This is a genomic window from uncultured Butyricimonas sp. (assembly GCF_959596855.1).
In the GTDB taxonomy this organism is placed as follows: Bacteria; Bacteroidota; Bacteroidia; order Bacteroidales; family Marinifilaceae; genus Butyricimonas; species Butyricimonas muris.
Window position 1 is genome coordinate 43,613 of the sequence record NZ_CAUFYA010000033.1, and the last position, 15,451, is coordinate 59,063.

At 45.9% G+C, this 15,451-nt stretch carries 16 protein-coding genes; 8 read left to right on the forward strand and 8 right to left on the reverse strand.

Annotated features, from left to right (window positions below; translation table 11 throughout):
- Window positions 1-38: 38 nt before the first annotated feature.
- The 4 genes from Q5866_RS14055 to Q5866_RS14070 all read right to left on the reverse strand — a co-directional run bounded on the left by Q5866_RS14055 (window position 39) and on the right by Q5866_RS14070 (window position 4,357).
- Window positions 39-815, reverse strand: coding sequence for a 3'-5' exonuclease (locus Q5866_RS14055; protein ID WP_099293093.1), 777 nt, complete (start codon window positions 813-815; stop codon window positions 39-41).
- A 116-nt stretch (window positions 816-931) separates the two neighbouring features.
- Window positions 932-2,056, reverse strand: a complete 1,125-nt coding sequence (dnaN, locus tag Q5866_RS14060; RefSeq protein ID WP_303180889.1) for a DNA polymerase III subunit beta — start codon at window positions 2,054-2,056, stop codon at window positions 932-934.
- Between the two features lie 19 nt (window positions 2,057-2,075).
- Window positions 2,076-3,467, reverse strand: a complete 1,392-nt coding sequence (locus Q5866_RS14065; protein ID WP_186975796.1) for an aminopeptidase P family protein — start codon at window positions 3,465-3,467, stop codon at window positions 2,076-2,078.
- 473 nt (window positions 3,468-3,940) lie between these two features.
- On the reverse strand, window positions 3,941-4,357 hold the full coding sequence (locus Q5866_RS14070; RefSeq protein WP_099293099.1) for a hypothetical protein: 417 nt from the start codon (window positions 4,355-4,357) through the stop codon (window positions 3,941-3,943).
- 267 nt (window positions 4,358-4,624) lie between these two features.
- Between Q5866_RS14070 and mce the strand changes: the two genes are divergently transcribed.
- The 8 genes from mce (at window position 4,625) to Q5866_RS14110 (ending at window position 11,323) form a co-directional block, all read left to right on the forward strand.
- Window positions 4,625-5,029 carry a methylmalonyl-CoA epimerase gene (gene mce / locus Q5866_RS14075; RefSeq protein ID WP_099294652.1) on the forward strand — a complete coding sequence of 135 codons (405 nt, stop codon included), beginning with the start codon at window positions 4,625-4,627 and terminating at the stop codon, window positions 5,027-5,029.
- A gap of 34 nt (window positions 5,030-5,063) precedes the next feature.
- Window positions 5,064-6,623, forward strand: coding sequence for an acyl-CoA carboxylase subunit beta (locus Q5866_RS14080; protein ID WP_303180892.1), 1,560 nt, complete (start codon window positions 5,064-5,066; stop codon window positions 6,621-6,623).
- A 14-nt stretch (window positions 6,624-6,637) separates the two neighbouring features.
- Complete coding sequence (locus Q5866_RS14085) at window positions 6,638-6,976, forward strand: OadG family protein (protein WP_176555103.1); 339 nt, start codon at window positions 6,638-6,640, stop codon at window positions 6,974-6,976.
- A 12-nt stretch (window positions 6,977-6,988) separates the two neighbouring features.
- A complete protein-coding gene (locus Q5866_RS14090; protein ID WP_099293105.1) occupies window positions 6,989-7,414 on the forward strand; it encodes a biotin/lipoyl-containing protein in 426 nt (141 codons plus the stop codon).
- 126 nt (window positions 7,415-7,540) lie between these two features.
- Window positions 7,541-8,701, forward strand: coding sequence for a sodium ion-translocating decarboxylase subunit beta (locus tag Q5866_RS14095; RefSeq protein ID WP_366842336.1), 1,161 nt, complete (start codon window positions 7,541-7,543; stop codon window positions 8,699-8,701).
- A gap of 130 nt (window positions 8,702-8,831) precedes the next feature.
- Window positions 8,832-9,854 (forward strand): low specificity L-threonine aldolase, encoded by a 1,023-nt coding sequence (locus tag Q5866_RS14100; protein WP_317198022.1) that lies wholly within the window; start codon window positions 8,832-8,834, stop codon window positions 9,852-9,854.
- Complete coding sequence (mnmD, locus tag Q5866_RS14105) at window positions 9,854-10,516, forward strand: tRNA (5-methylaminomethyl-2-thiouridine)(34)-methyltransferase MnmD (RefSeq protein ID WP_368502038.1); 663 nt, start codon at window positions 9,854-9,856, stop codon at window positions 10,514-10,516. The genes Q5866_RS14100 and mnmD overlap by 1 nt, the downstream gene beginning before the upstream one ends.
- Before the next feature lie 24 nt (window positions 10,517-10,540).
- Window positions 10,541-11,323, forward strand: coding sequence for a TIGR02757 family protein (locus tag Q5866_RS14110; protein WP_099294654.1), 783 nt, complete (start codon window positions 10,541-10,543; stop codon window positions 11,321-11,323).
- On the opposite strand, the gene Q5866_RS14115 is transcribed toward Q5866_RS14110, so the two are convergent.
- The 4 genes from Q5866_RS14115 to Q5866_RS14130 all read right to left on the reverse strand — a co-directional run bounded on the left by Q5866_RS14115 (window position 11,313) and on the right by Q5866_RS14130 (window position 15,239).
- Complete coding sequence (locus Q5866_RS14115; RefSeq protein ID WP_303180894.1) at window positions 11,313-12,113, reverse strand: DUF4846 domain-containing protein; 801 nt, start codon at window positions 12,111-12,113, stop codon at window positions 11,313-11,315. The two genes, Q5866_RS14110 and Q5866_RS14115, sit on opposite strands and share 11 nt — an antisense overlap.
- Window positions 12,114-12,665: a DJ-1 family glyoxalase III gene (locus Q5866_RS14120; protein WP_303180896.1), complete on the reverse strand. Its 552-nt coding sequence runs from the start codon at window positions 12,663-12,665 to the stop codon at window positions 12,114-12,116.
- Between the two features lie 144 nt (window positions 12,666-12,809).
- Window positions 12,810-13,670: an RNA polymerase sigma factor RpoD/SigA gene (locus tag Q5866_RS14125; protein ID WP_026207779.1), complete on the reverse strand. Its 861-nt coding sequence runs from the start codon at window positions 13,668-13,670 to the stop codon at window positions 12,810-12,812.
- 99 nt (window positions 13,671-13,769) lie between these two features.
- Entirely contained in the window at window positions 13,770-15,239 is a 1,470-nt protein-coding gene (locus tag Q5866_RS14130; RefSeq protein WP_303180897.1) for a trypsin-like peptidase domain-containing protein, read from the reverse strand.
- Window positions 15,240-15,451: the final 212 nt, after the last annotated feature.

Consider the following 15,451-nt stretch of genomic DNA (forward strand, 5'->3'; position numbering starts at 1 on the left):
AAATAGCCTTCTTTTTTATACTAATAATTATATGGACATTACTTCACCAACCCCGCCGTCCTCAACCGAATCTCCGTCAGAATCTTTTTCGTGTACAACGGAAACTCCCCGTTCAGCATCCACGCGAAATAACCGGGTTGCTCTTTCAAGACTTGAACCACGGGTACGCCTTTATTTTTACCGAAATTAAAGACCTCTACCCCATCCTCGTTATACACGATAAACCCGGCAAAATCCGCCGTGTTATTCTGCGTCGAAAACTTACTCAAGAAAGCGATATCATTCTCCAACGTGTCCTGATACCGGTCCAACTGGGCTTTCAACACCTCGTAAGTAGCTGTCGTATCGGCGGCAGCCGTATGCGCGTCGTCCAAATTTTTATCGCAATAGAAACGGTATGCCGCACTCAACGTACGCTGTTCCATCTTGTGGAAAATTGTCTGCACGTCAACGAACTTGCGTTTCCGCATATCGAAATCCACGTCCACACGCAAGAACTCCTCCGCCAACAAAGGAATATCAAAACGATTTGAATTGTATCCACCCAAATCACACCCCTCGATAAAGCGAGCCAAATCCTTGGCAATCTCCTTAAATGTCGGGCAATCCTTCACGTCCTCGTCATATATCCCGTGAATAGCTGAAGCCTGTTCCGGAATGTGCATCCCCGGGTTCACGCGTACCGTCTTCTGCTCCTCTTTCCCGTTCGGCATCACTTTCAGAACAGAAATCTCCACGATCCTGTCCTTCGCGATATTAATACCCGTCGTTTCCAAATCAAAGAACACGATCGGGTTATTCAATTTTAATTCCAAGTTATCAATTTTTGATTTAAAATTTAAGATTTCAGATTATAAATCTCACCACAACGTCCAAAGCGCAAGCCCGCACAAGGGGAAATCTAAAATCTAAAATCTAAAATCTAAAATTATTAAACCATCATCGGCATCAACAACATCAACAAATCCTCGTTCTCGTTATCATTCTCGTAAGGCAAGAACAAACCGGGACGACTCGGATCGGACAATTCAAGTACCAAAGACTCCGTGTTCAAATTGGACAGGATTTCCTGCACGAAAGGAGATTTAAAGCCGATAGCCATCTCGTCGCCCTCGTACTGGCAAGTGATCGTCTCGTGTCCGGACATAGCGTAATCCACATCCTGCGCGGAAATCACGATCGTGTTGTTACTCAAATCCAACTTCACGAGATTGCTTGCCTGATTAGCCATCACGGATACCCGTCTCAACGAATTATACAACTCTTTCTTCTCGATAATAATCTTCTTCGGGTTATTCTGCGGGATCACGGAATTGTAGTTCGGGAAACGTCCCTCTACCAGCGTACAAACCATCTTGTAATTCCCGAACGTGCAGCAAGCCATCTTCTCGTTGAACTGCAATTGCAATTCACTCTCGTCCTTCGGCAAGATATTCTTCAACAGCAAAGACGGTTTCTTCGGCAATATCAAAGAGAATTGATCCCCGTCCGTCTTGGCGTCAAACCGTTTGTAACGTACCAGCTTGTGAGCGTCCGAAGCCACGAACGTGAAATTATCCGCGTTCATCTCGACCAGAATACAATTCATCACCGGACGCAGGTCATCATTAGCGGTGGCGAAAACCGTGCGGGTAATACCCTCCAGCAACATACCGCAATTGGTATTAATCGAGGTCACCCCCTCGCTCATGGCAGACTGCACCGGGTAATCCTCGGCACTCTCGCCCGGAACTGAAAATTCTCCTTTGTCCGAGATAATCTTCACCTCGTTCGTTCCGGTATTAATATCGAACGTCAAAGGTTGTTCGGGGAACTCTTTTAAGATATCCAGCAACAACTTGGCAGGAATAGTGATACTCCCCGGGGTTTCCAGATTCTCCAACTCCACCTTCGCCTCCATCGTGGTTTCCTTGTCGGAAGCCGTCGCGTAAAGCGTATCGTCTTTAGCGACCAATAAAATATTATCCAAAATCGGTTGCGCGGGCTTTCCACTAATCACCTTGCTCACCGCCTGCAACCTCGTCAAAAAACTACTACTTGATACTACAAATCTCATTATCTTACTTTTTTATCCATTACCCATTAATCGTGTTCTCAACTTCCTCTACCGTGATCGGGGCACGACGGTCACCCATGCATTTGCACCCGTCCTTCGTGATCAGAATATCATCCTCCAAACGGATACCGCCGAAATCTTTATACGTTTCGATCTTATCATACACGAGGAACTCTTGATGCAATCCCTGTTCTCTCCATTGGTCTATCAAAGCGGGAATAAAATAACACCCCGGCTCGTCCGTTACCACGAATCCCGGTTGCAACTCCCGTCCCATGCGCAAAGAAGAAGTACCGAACTGGTCAATCGGACGGGTTACATCATCGTACCCGACATAAATCTGTCCCAAATCTTCCATGTCATGAACATCCAATCCCATCATGTGTCCCAAACCGTGGGGCATAAACAAAGCGTGCGCCCCCGCGGCAACAGCGGCATTCACGTCACCCTTCATCAATCCCAAATCCTTCAAACCTTGAGCCAACACTTTACAAACTTCAAGATGCACGTGTTGGTAAGTTACTCCCGGACGGGCAATTTCCATCGCTTTGTTGTTACAAGCCAACACGATATTGTACACGTCCTTCTGCCGTTGGTCAAATCTGCCACCCACGGGAACCGTACGCGTAAAGTCCGAACAATAATTCATGTTGTTCTCCGCGCCGGCATCCGTCAGCATCATCCGTCCCACGGTCAACGTTTTACTATGATCGTGATTGTGCAACGTTTCGCCATTCTGGGAAAGAATCACGGGGAAAGAAACCATACTCCCGTACGAAGCGGCAATTCCCTCGATCAACCCGGCGATATACTGCTCTTTCTGTCCCGCCAAAGCGTGTTTCATGGCAGCGACGTGCATCTCGTAACCGATGTTACAGGCCAGATTTATCTGCTCTATCTCGCACTCTTCCTTCACGGAACGCAAAGACACGACAGCCTTGATCAATTCCAACGACGCGTAACTTTTCAATAGAGAATGATTGATGCCCAACAAATCCTCGAGCAACAACATATTATGATAGCGATAAGGCGGCAGGAAATGAATTTTACGACCTTTCCCGATCGCTTCCTTCAGCACATCAGCCAATTTAGCGAAAGGAGCCGATTGAGTGACGCCGACTCCGGCGGCCAGTTCCTTCACGCTCGGTTGCGGTCCCATCCAGATGATGTCGTCCATATCCACGTCATTCCCGAACAGACAGGTTTCCCCGGAATCCACGTCCATCAACCCGGCAAACCCCGGGTGATTCAAACCGAAGAAATAAAGGAAAGAACTATCCTGACGAAATTTATACGTGTTCGACGGATAATTTGCCGGCGCTTCCTCGTTGCCGAGTATTAACACTAAACCACCGCTCATCTTCTCGATAAGTCTCTTTCTTCTATTGATATACACGTTTTTATCAAACATATCTGTATTATTTAATTATTAATTTTTTCCTGCAAAAACGAGTTGACAAGGTAGAAATTTTTTTTCAATGTCACAACCTACTAATTTTAGATTTTAAATTTAAAATTTAATTACCCGTTCGGCAATCTTTTAAATCCCTGAATCTATTGATATTCTCATTTGTCGTAAACCGAGGGAGTATATCTTCAAGACTCGGTGTGTACACAAGGAATTACAATCCCGAATAATTATCGTGAATAAATACAACAGGTACTTTTCATACCACAAATTTCATACAATTCCAAATAAAACACCATCCATTTTTTATCGCGATAGAGTATAGATGGAAGTTTCATGGGAGTATAATAGAAGATTTACCCTATAAAGTATATTTAAAGAACCACTTATATGAGATATACCCTATAATCATGGGTAGTACATTGCACAATCAAGTATAAGACTTCGCCCCACGGGTAGCTGTATTTAAAATCAATTTAACGTGCCACTTTTTTATTCCTGAACAAAAATGCCCCGAACGGCAAACATATTCCGGCGATCAATACCTGATAAGCACCGTAAAGGACCCGTGTCTGTTGTGCCATCATATTTCCGGCAACAGTCATCTGGGCTCCTTCCTTGTTCAACCCGAGAGCAATCAATTGCCACATCACCGCGAAAGCGGCAAGCAAGGAAAATATCGAAGCCAAATATAACAATCCCCCGGTCATATCGTTTTTTTGCTTTCCGCGCAGCCCGAACAGGAATGCCAAAGCGAACATAATAAACGTGAACCAACCGGATGTCCGGTATCCCATAATCATACCCGAATTTCCCATCTCGTACCACGGTAAAAAAGTGGCGATCATACCGATAATCGCGATAATAAAAACTACTAATTTTTGCTTGCTCATAACTTCAATATTTTAGATTTATCCCTAATATTCGTTCAAAAAACTACAAGTTTTACGCAATTCGACCACATAGGTTATCCCCTCTTTATTTAAAACAAATATAAACTCCTTTTTTTTGAAATTATTTATCGCTTTTACTTGAAAATCGCAATAACAATGAGTAGTTTCGCGCTTTAATTATTTAACAAGGAATATCCTTGCGGAAGTTGCGTCAATTATATGCTAAATGATTATAATATAATATATAACTTTAATGTTTTTTTTGTTATGAAACCGACACATATTGAACACATCGGCATCGCAGTTGCCAGCTTAGATGAAGCAATCCCGTATTATGAAAACGTTTTAGGATTGGAATGTTACGCTATCGAAGAAGTAAAAGATCAAAAAGTTAAAACCGCTTTCTTCAAGGTAGGACAAACTAAGATCGAATTACTCGAATCTACAGACCCAGAGGGTCCTATCGGTAAATTCGTGGAAAAAAACGGTGGTGGTATGCATCACATCGCGTTTGCAGTAGAAGATGTTCAAGCGGCATTAAATGACGCTCAAGCCGCCGGCTGTCAACTGATCGACAAAGCTCCGCGCGGGGGTGCTGAAGGATTGAGAATCGGATTCCTTCACCCGAAATCCACGTTCAGAGTATTGACTGAACTTTGCGGAACAAAATAATTTTAATGAACGGCCTCACATAAATCATGACAATATGACAAATCAAGATAAAGTCAAAGAATTAATCGACTTACGAGTTCAGGCAAAACTTGGAGGGGGTGAAAAGCGTATCGAATCCCAACACAAAAAAGGGAAATATACCGCGCGGGAAAGAATCGCCATGTTGCTGGATGAAGATAGTTTCGAGGAGTTTGACATGTTCGTAACACACCGTTGTTACAACTTCGGCATGGAGAAAACCAAATTCTTGGGCGACGGTGTCGTTACCGGACAAGGTACTATCGACGGACGCCTCGTGTTTGTGTTTGCCCAAGATTTCACGGTATTCGGCGGTGCCCTTTCCGAAATGTTGGCACAAAAAATCTGTAAGGTTATGGATAAAGCCATGACCGTGGGAGCCCCGATTATCGGGTTGAACGATTCCGGCGGAGCCCGTATTCAAGAGGGGGTAAACTCTTTGGCCGGGTATGCTGAAATTTTTGAACGCAATATTTTGGCCTCGGGAGTAATTCCCCAGATATCCGCCATTTTCGGTCCTTGCGCCGGAGGTGCGGTGTATTCTCCCGCGTTGACGGACTTCATCCTGATGACCGATCAATCGTCCTACATGTTCGTGACCGGACCTAAAGTAGTAAAAACCGTAACGGGAGAAGACATCAGTACGGAAGAACTGGGAGGTGCTGAAGTTCATTCTACCAAATCCGGTGTTTCTCACTTCTTGGCGGAGAACGAAGAAGAAGGGATCGCTACTATTCGCGATTTATTGTCTTATTTACCTTCCAACAACTTGGAAGAGGCTCCCATGGTGATATGCAATGATCCTATCGACCGTTTGGAAGACAAGCTGAACAGCTTGATACCGGACAACCCGAACCACCCGTACAACATGATGGAGGTTATCGAGGCTATCGTGGATAACGGCAAATTCCTTGAAGTACACAAACGTTATGCCCGCAATATTATTGTCGGTTTCTGCCGCATGGGAGGACGTTCTGTCGGGGTTATCGCCAATCAACCGAACTTCTATGCCGGGGTGCTTGATATAGAATCATCACGCAAGGCTGCACGTTTCGTGCGTTTCTGCGACTGTTTCAATATTCCTGTATTAACGTTGGTTGACGTGCCGGGATTCTTGCCCGGACGCGTGCAAGAGTATGGTGGAATCATCACTCACGGCGCGAAACTGATGTTCGCTTACGGGGAAGCTACCGTTCCTAAAGTAACCGTGACTTTGCGTAAATCTTACGGTGGGGCTCACGACGTGATGTCATGCAAGCAATTGCGAGGTGACTTCAACTACGCTTGGCCGACGGCACAAATCGCCGTTATGGGAGCCAAGGGTGCTATCGAGGTGTTGTACGGTAAGGAGTTGGCGGCTATCACTGACGCCGAAGAGAAAGCCAAATTCATCGCGACAAAAGAAGAAGAGTACAACACGGCATTTGCCAACCCGTACAAGGCTGCTTCTTACGGGTATATTGATGATATTATCGAGCCGCGTAACACTCGCTTCCGCGTGATTAGAGCCTTCCAGTCATTACAGACCAAACGTGTTACCAACCCGATGAAGAAACATTCTAATATACCTTTATAATTTAAGATATGACCATGTTAGCTATCAATTGGGGCTACGCGCTCCTCGTTACCGGGATAGGGATGGGTACCGTGTTTTTGTTGTTGGTTATTTTGATTTGGATCATTAATTTACAAACAAAAATCACGGATCGTTTGGAAGACCAAGTGAAACCCCAACCCAGTGTTACGGCACCCGCGGTAACAACCGATGCTCATCCGACGCCACATGAACAGGCTGCCATTGCCATGGCAATGCACCTGTACTTTGACTCGCATGATGAAGAACCCCACGTCATCACGATACAGGAGGTAGAAAGACGCTATTCCCCGTGGAGTTCTAAAATTTATAGCATGAGAAATCTTACCAAGTAACAATTAAAGATTATGAACAAATTTAAAATCACTATAGACGAGAATAATTTCGATGTCACCGTGAGCGTAACAGATCATAACAAGGCTACTGTTGAGGTAAACGGGATTTCATATGATGTACTTTACGAGAGCAAAAACACAACGTCAACACCCGTTGCTCGTAAGGCTGCAGCCATCCCTGCCGCCACGCTGGTACATCATTCATCCTCCAACACTTCATCTAACAAAACTTCAATCAAAGCCCCGCTTCCCGGTACGATTTCTGCCATTAACGTGAAAGTAGGCGACCGCGTGAAACGCGGTGATACTTTACTCGTGATGGAAGCGATGAAGATGGAAAACAACATCATGGCTAACAACGATGGACAGGTGAAGGCTATCCATGTGACTGTCGGACAGTCTGTTTCCCAAGAGGATTCGCTTGTTGATTTGGCTTAATTCATCGTAAACTTGTTAACAATGAAACAATTAAAGAAATATCTTTTAAGCATAGCGACATTACTCGGGTTATTCATTCTTCCGTTTAGCGCGAGCGCGGAAGAGATTGATATGGGAGAAAAGGTAATGAAGTTTATAAATGACACGGGTTTCGCACACTTGTCAAACGGTAATTGGCTTTGTATCGTCATGATACTGGTGTCATGTGTACTGTTTTACTTGGCTATCGTGAAAAAATTCGAGCCTTTGTTATTATTACCTATAGCCTTCGGTATGTTGCTGACCAACCTACCCGGAGCCGGGTTGTATCACCCGGAACTTTTCGACGGTGGGCATATACATTGGGCAAATTTCGCGGACGCTAACAATGTCGGGCTATTGGACTACATCTATATAGGTGTTAAGTTAGGCATATATCCCTGTATTATTTTTATCGGCGTAGGTGCCATGACCGATTTCGGTCCGCTGTTGGCAAACCCGAAAAGTTTTCTTCTGGGGGCAGCCGCGCAGATCGGTATCTTCGCTACCTTCTTGGGTGCTATCGCGTTAGGATTCACTTACGCGGAAGCAGGTTCCATCGGGATTATCGGGGGTGCTGACGGACCGACGGCAATTTACCTGACCTCGAAACTGGCACCGGGCCTGCTCGGTCCTATCGCGGTTGCGGCCTACTCGTACATGGCACTGGTACCCGTGATTCAACCACCCATCATGAGAGCGTTGACAACTCAAAAGGAACGGGAAATCGTGATGAAACAATTGCGTAAAGTTTCCAAGAAAGAGAAAATCGTGTTCCCTATCGTGGTAACTATTTTCGTGTCCTTGTTATTGCCATCGGCAGCCCCGCTAATCGGTTGTTTGATGTTGGGTAACCTGATGCGTGAAAGCGGTGTCGTGGATCGATTGAGTAAAACCGTTCAAAACGAGTTAATGAATATCACTACCATATTCCTCGGTATTTCCGTGGGAGCGACTACTACTGCGGCGGCATTCTTGAATTTCCAGACGTTAGCAATTCTGGTAATCGGTATTTTGGCGTTCAGCATGGGTAGTGCCGGTGGCGTATTACTGGCAAAATTCATGAACTTGTTTACCAAAAACAAGATTAACCCGTTGATCGGCTCAGCCGGAGTTTCTGCCGTTCCGATGGCAGCCCGCGTGTCACAAAACGTGGGACAAGAAGCCAACCCCGGCAACTTCCTGCTGATGCATGCCATGGGACCAAACGTGGCGGGAGTTATCGGTTCTGCCGTTGCCGCCGGTATCCTGTTATCGTTCTTGGGATAAGACAATCAATATTCAAAATAACAGAGGCTATCTCAAATAAAAATGAGATAGCCTCATTTTATTTCCCGATAATATAAATAATCACTATTTTTGTCCAAACAATTATAAATAAATTAGTTCAATTATGGGTATTAGAGGTTTCGGTAGCGACAACTTTTCAGGTGTACTACCGGAGGTTTTCAAAGCACTGGAAGAATCCGCCTACGGGCACGCTCACTCCTATGGAGAAGACTCTTACACGGAAAAGGCTGTTGCCGATTTCAAAGAGATATTCGGGGAAGACATCGATGTATATTTCGTGTACAACGGTACCGGGGCAAACATCTTGAGCCTGTCCGCCTTCACGCATTCATACAACGCCATCATCTGTGCCGAAACAGCACATATCAACGTGGACGAATGCGGGGCTATCGAAAAACAAACAGGAAGCAAATTACTGACCGTGCCCACGTTCGACGGGAAATTGAATGTCGGGTTAATCCAGAACCACATGCACCACTTCGGTGACCAACATCACGTGCAACCCAAAGTGATTTCACTCACGCAATGCACGGAATTAGGAACCGTTTATTCGCGTGACGAATTAAAAGAGATATGTGACTTCGCTCACGCCCACGACATGTACGTCCACATGGACGGGGCACGCGTGGCAAATGCCATCGCTCACTTGGGATGTTCCCCGGCAAGCATAACAAAAGAAGTCGGTATCGACGTCATGAGTTTCGGGGGCACGAAAAACGGGATGATGTTCGGGGAGGCGGTGATTTTCTTCAACACACGAATATCGAAAGAGGTGAAGTATATCCGCAAGCAATTGATGCAACTGCATTCCAAAACGAGATTCATCGCCGCACAATTTTCTGCCGTGCTGAAAAATGACCTTTGGTTGAAAGCCGCTGCCCACTCCAATGCCATGGCCAAGAACCTCGCAAACGCGGCGGAACAAATACCTTCCGTGACCCTTACTCAAAAAGTGGAAGCCAACGAAGTATTTGCCATTATCCCAAGAGATAAAATCCAAAAACTGCAAGACGAATGTTTCTTCTACGTTTGGGATGAAGATGCCGCCGAAGTGAGATGGGTATGCTCGTTCGACACTACGGAAAACGATATCGTCGAATTTGCTAACCTATTACGTCAGGAATTGTGCTGATGATGCACCGTGAGATTATCACAACGGAAGACGGGAGTACCACGTTACACGTACCGGAACTGAATGAACACTACCATTCCGTCCACGGCGCGATACAAGAATCCCGCCATATTTTTATCCAAGCCGGAATCGAGTATTACGGGCAAAACAGCATCCACATCCTTGAAGCAGGGTTCGGTACCGGGTTAAATGCTTTTTTAACCCTGCTGAACGCAAAGGATAACCAACGGAATGTCGTGTTCCACAGCTTCGAAAAATACCCGCTAACCGAAGAAGAACTGGCTAATTTGAACTACACGACTTTTTTCCCCGCGGAAGATGCATCCTTATTCAAAGAGATACATAGCTCCCCTTGGGAAAAAGAAGTTGAAATCACCCCTTACTTCACGTTGCATAAACACGAGGCCGACTTTTCAAATGTCTGTTTCACCGAACAATTCGATATCGTATTTTTTGATGCTTTCGCGCCGGATGTCCAACCTCATTTGTGGAGCGCGGATATCCTGTCCAAATTCTATCAAGCTCTTAAACCTAACGGGATTCTGGTGACATATTGCGTGAAAGGAATCGTTAAACAAGCCTTACGGGAAGTCGGGTTCAGCTTGAAACGTCTTCCGGGACCACCGGGAAAAAGGGAGATGCTGAGAGCCGGGAAATTTTAGATTTACGATTTACGATTGATGATTATGTTTTCCAAGGAATTAAAACAGTTACTGGACGAAAAATACGTAGAATACAACAAGTCGGAATTTTTTATCGAGACTGACCCGATCCAGATTCCCAAATGCTTTGAAGAGAAAGAAGATATTGAAATAGCGGGCTTCCTTGCCGCCTCTCTCGCATGGGGACAACGCCCCACGATTATCAAGAAATGCAAGGAACTCATGCAACTCATGGACTACGCCCCGTACGATTTCGTGATGCACGCCGACGCCGCTGATTACGAACGATTCCGTAACTTCAAACATCGCACGTTCAACAGCTATGATTGTGTCTATTTTCTTCAATCTCTTGCCAACATCTATCGTAACCGCGGGGGACTGGAGAACGTCTTCACGGAAGCCTACCGGAAACACGGGGATATGTTCGACGTTTTGCGGGAATGGCATACCGTCTTTACCTCTCTCCCCGCCGAACCACGTGTACTACGCCATATTGCCAACGTGGACAAAGGTTCCGCCGCCAAAAGAGTAAACATGTTCCTGCGCTGGATGGTTCGTCGCGACGGGGAAGTCGACTTCGGGTTATGGAAAAACATTCCCACCTCTGCCCTACTCATCCCGCTGGATCTCCATACCGGCAACGTCAGTCGTCAACTCGGTCTGCTCACCCGCAACCAGAACGACCGCAAAGCCGTGGAAGAACTTACCGCCCGCCTTCGGGAACTGGACCCGATAGACCCGATACGCTATGATTTTTCCTTATTCGGATTGGGGGCTTTTGAAAAATATAATCACATTATTCCTTAAATCGTTTCAAATCGGAAGACGTGAATCCCCACTCGGGAGTGATGATATTCCCCGTGGATTTCAAAGAATACCAAGGTGAGATTTTGGGTTCTCCCGGGTTCTTCAATACCTGTATATCTTGTGCCGGCATATAACTTTGTGCCAACAAATACAGCTTTTCCCCGGTAGAAGGGTTTTCTGCCATATCCACCACAACCACGGCATGACCGGGCGAACCACCTTGAATAAGAACATCCCCGATCCGCATGGAAGAAACCGGTACGGGCTGCAATTCCTTGGAAAGAGATAATGTTCCGGCATAAGCAAACACGATATCCAGATAAGCCCGGAAAGTCTTGTAAGAATAATCCTTTTCTTTCGCCTTGTACCACGAAACCTGATTTCCTTTCACGCTTATCCGATATCCTTCCGCCCACTTGGTATAGTCCGCACGGAAACCGTTCGTGAAATTGAAATGTATCTTATCATACGCTTTTTGCTTGTAAAGATATTCCGCCCGTAAACGAATCACGGCATCCGCACATTGCTGCAAATTCCGCTTGCCAATCTCCATATCGACCACGGCACAGTATACCCCCGTGTCCCGTTTTTCCCGCCCATCAAAATAACGGACCTTGGTTCCACGAGGACGCAAAGGAAGATTCCTCAGATAAGCCCCGAAAGAATCTTCCCCCGCGTTTATTCTGGTATACCCCGAAGGTGGTGCGATCCGGGTTCCAAGTGTTGTTCCCTGTCCCACCCCTTGCAGGGCAAATAAACAGCATATCCCGAAAAGTATAAAATACTTCATCTAGTCAAGTAACATTCCGGCAGCCACATCCTCCGCGACTTTCTTCGAAGTCAATTGTTCAAGGATTGCCAAACCGAATTTAAAGGTATACGCCGGACCTCTGCCTGTAATCAGGTTTCCGTCCACAACCACTCCATGAGGTTGTATATCCGCCTCCGGCAAATACTCCTCGAATCCCGGGTAACAAGTCATCTGCCGTTTCCTGTCCATTTTGATCTTACTCAACACCAAAGCCGGAGCGGCACAGATTGCAGCCACGTATCCCCCTTTATCAAAATGCTTTTGTATCAATTGCACTAAAGCCAGACAGTCACCCAGATTCTTCGCACCCGGCATCCCTCCCGGACAAATCAAAAATTCAGCCTCTTCCTCCTTCACCTCATCTATCAAAAGATCGGCAACTACAGGAACCCCATGCGCTCCCGTTACTTCTTTCTTCCCGGAAATCGAAACCGTCTTTACCTCTACCGTCCCCCGACGCAATACATCTACCGTTCCAAGTGCTTCCACTTCCTCAAATCCATCTGCCAAAAATAAAAATGATTTCTTCATAATTCTTCTAGTTTTAATTGATTCTCCAAAGTTAAGAAAAAAATTACAGAAGTCTATGAGAATGAAAAAAGCCATCCGGATTTTACTTCCCGAATGGCTTTTTTATGCTTTTATAAACTTGTCTAAAAAAAGGATACCTTTCTTTTATCCCAGATAAGTTTTCAGTAATTTACTTCTTGACGAATGTCTCAAGCGGCGGATAGCCTTTTCTTTAATCTGGCGAACACGTTCGCGGGTTAAACCGAACTTCTCGCCGATTTCCTCCAAAGTCATCTCTTGGCAGTTGATACCGAAGAAAAGACGGATAATATCGCGTTCACGTTCAGTCAACGTTGCTAAAGCACGTTCCACTTCAGTGGATAGAGATTCGTTGATCAACGTTTTGTCGGCAACAGGCGAGTCGTCGTTTACCAGCACGTCGAGCAAACTGTTGTCCTCTCCTTCCACGAAAGGAGCGTCCACGGAAATATGGCGTCCGGAAACACGTAGGGTATCTGCCACCTTCTCTGCCGGCAAATCCAATGTCTCCGCCAACTCTTCCGGCGACGGACGGCGTTCATGTTCCTGCTCGAAGCGGGAAAATGCCTTGTTGATCTTGTTCAGTGAGCCTACTTGGTTCAACGGCAGACGTACAATACGCGATTGTTCCGCTAACGCTTGCAAAATAGACTGACGAATCCACCATACGGCATAGGAGATAAATTTAAATCCCCTCGTCTCATCAAATTTCTCAGCTGCTTTGATTAAACCTAAGTTCCCCTCGTTGATAAGGTCAGGCAAACTCAACCCTTGATTCTGGTACTGTTTTGCAACGGAAACCACGAACCTCAAGTTCGCCCTCGTCAATTTCTCCAACGCTCTCTGATCACCCTTGCGGATTCGTTGAGCTAACTCAACTTCTTCCTCCACGGTAATCAAATCCTCCTTACCAATCTCCTGCAAGTACTTGTCGAGAGAAGCACTCTCTCTGTTCGTTATAGATTTCGTTATCTTTAGCTGTCTCATAGTCGTTCTTAAATTCTCCCCCAAATATGTCGCAAAGGTAGAACAATTTATCCATATACCAATATGTTAAAATCGACACCTTCCTATTATTAACTTTTTTTAATCTTGTGGCGGTAAAGCATAGTACTCGATGCGTCCTCTCGGCGAAACAGTTGTCACAAGAACACCCTCGTTTTCGGCCGTTTTAAGTGCCCGTACCAAGTCATCCTTATCATAAATAACCGTGTTATTAATTTTCAGGATAATATACCCTTTATCCAGCCCGATCGCTTTAAACGGACCGTTCTTGATATCGGTAATCTGCACGCCGCCGTTCAAACCGTAACGGTAACGCGTTTCACGGCTCAGCGGTTCGACAGTTGCACCCAAAATACCCGTGTAGTTCTTATCCACGAGAGATACATCGCCATACGTGTTCTGCAATACCACGTCAAAGTCCTTCAACTTGCCTCCCCGACTCACGGTAACTTTCACCGTGGCTCCCGGGTGGTATTTAGCCAACTGTCCCTGAAATTCCGGACGAGTCTTCACCTCGATACCATTAATAGCCTTAATCACGTCACCTTTCTTCATCCCGGCTTTAGCAGCTGCCCCGTCAGGGATTGCCTCGAAAACGTAAATACCGCTCGTTTCCTCTATACCCAACTTCTTCGCCACGGAAGGTGACAATTCCTCGTTCGGCATTGAAATTCCCAGCATAGCCCGTTGTACCGTACCGAAATCTTTCAAGTCACCCACTATCTTTCTCGCTATATTCGAGGGCACCGCGAAAGCGTACCCGGAATAGGAACCCGTGGGCGATTCTATCGCCGTATTGATACCGATCAGTTCCCCCTTGGCATTCACCAACGCCCCCCCGCTATTACCCGGGTTCACGGCAGCATCCGTCTGCAAGAATGATTCGAGGCTCATCCGGTTTCGATTGATACCCAACTCTCTCGCCTTGGCACTGATAATACCCGCCGTAACGGTTGAAGTCAGATTATACGGGTTACCTACCGCCAGCACCCATTCGCCCAACTCTACGTCGTCCGAATTGGCGTACTCGAGGTAAGGCAATCCGGTTGCCTCGACTTTCAACAAAGCGATATCCGTGTTCGGATCGGTACCGACAACCTGTGCCTCGTACTCCTTTTTATCATTCAAGGTCACTACAATCTTATCGCTATTATCAATCACGTGATTGTTCGTGATAATATACCCGTCTGCCGAAACGATTACACCCGAACCTATACCCATTCTCTGGGGAGCCTCGCGTGTACGCGGTGCGTTCCCGTATATAAAATCCCAGAAAGGATTGCCTATATATTCTCGTCCCATTTGTACCGTTTTGACATGAACAACAGCCGGAACTGTCTTTTTGGCAGCCTCCCTCAGATCGACGCTACCGGCACCTCCCACGGGAAGCGCAGCTTCGGAAGTCAACGCCACGGGGCGCACTGCCGCCGGAGAAGCAATCTCCATTCGCGGAACCGTATTTTCACTCTCTCCATGGAAGGCGTCTATCGCCACGAAAGCGAGACAACCGCCAATGACTCCCAAGCCTAAATTCGCTAATGATTTCTTCATGGTCATATCTTTATCTCCTTTATTCATTAAACGTAAATACTATTCAATTTGTTTGGATACTACAATATTAGCAATATCCTTGCCAACTCTATATTAAGAAATTCTTAATTAAGATACCTTAACCTTGTTTCGCCCGCGGCGAGTTGCAAGTTACAGGTTCACAAGTTGCAAATTATTCTCATCTGTCCGATTTGTCGATTCTTTCATCATTT

Coding starts and splice junctions, on each gene's coding strand:
- dnaN (WP_303180889.1), bottom strand. CDS start 2,056: ATGAGATTTGTAGTATCAAGTAGTAGTTTTTTGACGAGGTTGCAGGCG.
- Q5866_RS14065 (WP_186975796.1), bottom strand. CDS start 3,467: ATGTTTGATAAAAACGTGTATATCAATAGAAGAAAGAGACTTATCGAG.
- Q5866_RS14070 (WP_099293099.1), bottom strand. CDS start 4,357: ATGAGCAAGCAAAAATTAGTAGTTTTTATTATCGCGATTATCGGTATG.
- mce (WP_099294652.1), top strand. CDS start 4,625: ATGAAACCGACACATATTGAACACATCGGCATCGCAGTTGCCAGCTTA.
- Q5866_RS14080 (WP_303180892.1), top strand. CDS start 5,064: ATGACAAATCAAGATAAAGTCAAAGAATTAATCGACTTACGAGTTCAG.
- Q5866_RS14085 (WP_176555103.1), top strand. CDS start 6,638: ATGTTAGCTATCAATTGGGGCTACGCGCTCCTCGTTACCGGGATAGGG.
- Q5866_RS14090 (WP_099293105.1), top strand. CDS start 6,989: ATGAACAAATTTAAAATCACTATAGACGAGAATAATTTCGATGTCACC.
- Q5866_RS14095 (WP_366842336.1), top strand. CDS start 7,541: ATGAAGTTTATAAATGACACGGGTTTCGCACACTTGTCAAACGGTAAT.
- mnmD (WP_368502038.1), top strand. CDS start 9,854: ATGATGCACCGTGAGATTATCACAACGGAAGACGGGAGTACCACGTTA.
- Q5866_RS14110 (WP_099294654.1), top strand. CDS start 10,541: ATGTTTTCCAAGGAATTAAAACAGTTACTGGACGAAAAATACGTAGAA.
- Q5866_RS14115 (WP_303180894.1), bottom strand. CDS start 12,113: ATGAAGTATTTTATACTTTTCGGGATATGCTGTTTATTTGCCCTGCAA.
- Q5866_RS14120 (WP_303180896.1), bottom strand. CDS start 12,665: ATGAAGAAATCATTTTTATTTTTGGCAGATGGATTTGAGGAAGTGGAA.
- Q5866_RS14125 (WP_026207779.1), bottom strand. CDS start 13,670: ATGAGACAGCTAAAGATAACGAAATCTATAACGAACAGAGAGAGTGCT.
- Q5866_RS14130 (WP_303180897.1), bottom strand. CDS start 15,239: ATGAAGAAATCATTAGCGAATTTAGGCTTGGGAGTCATTGGCGGTTGT.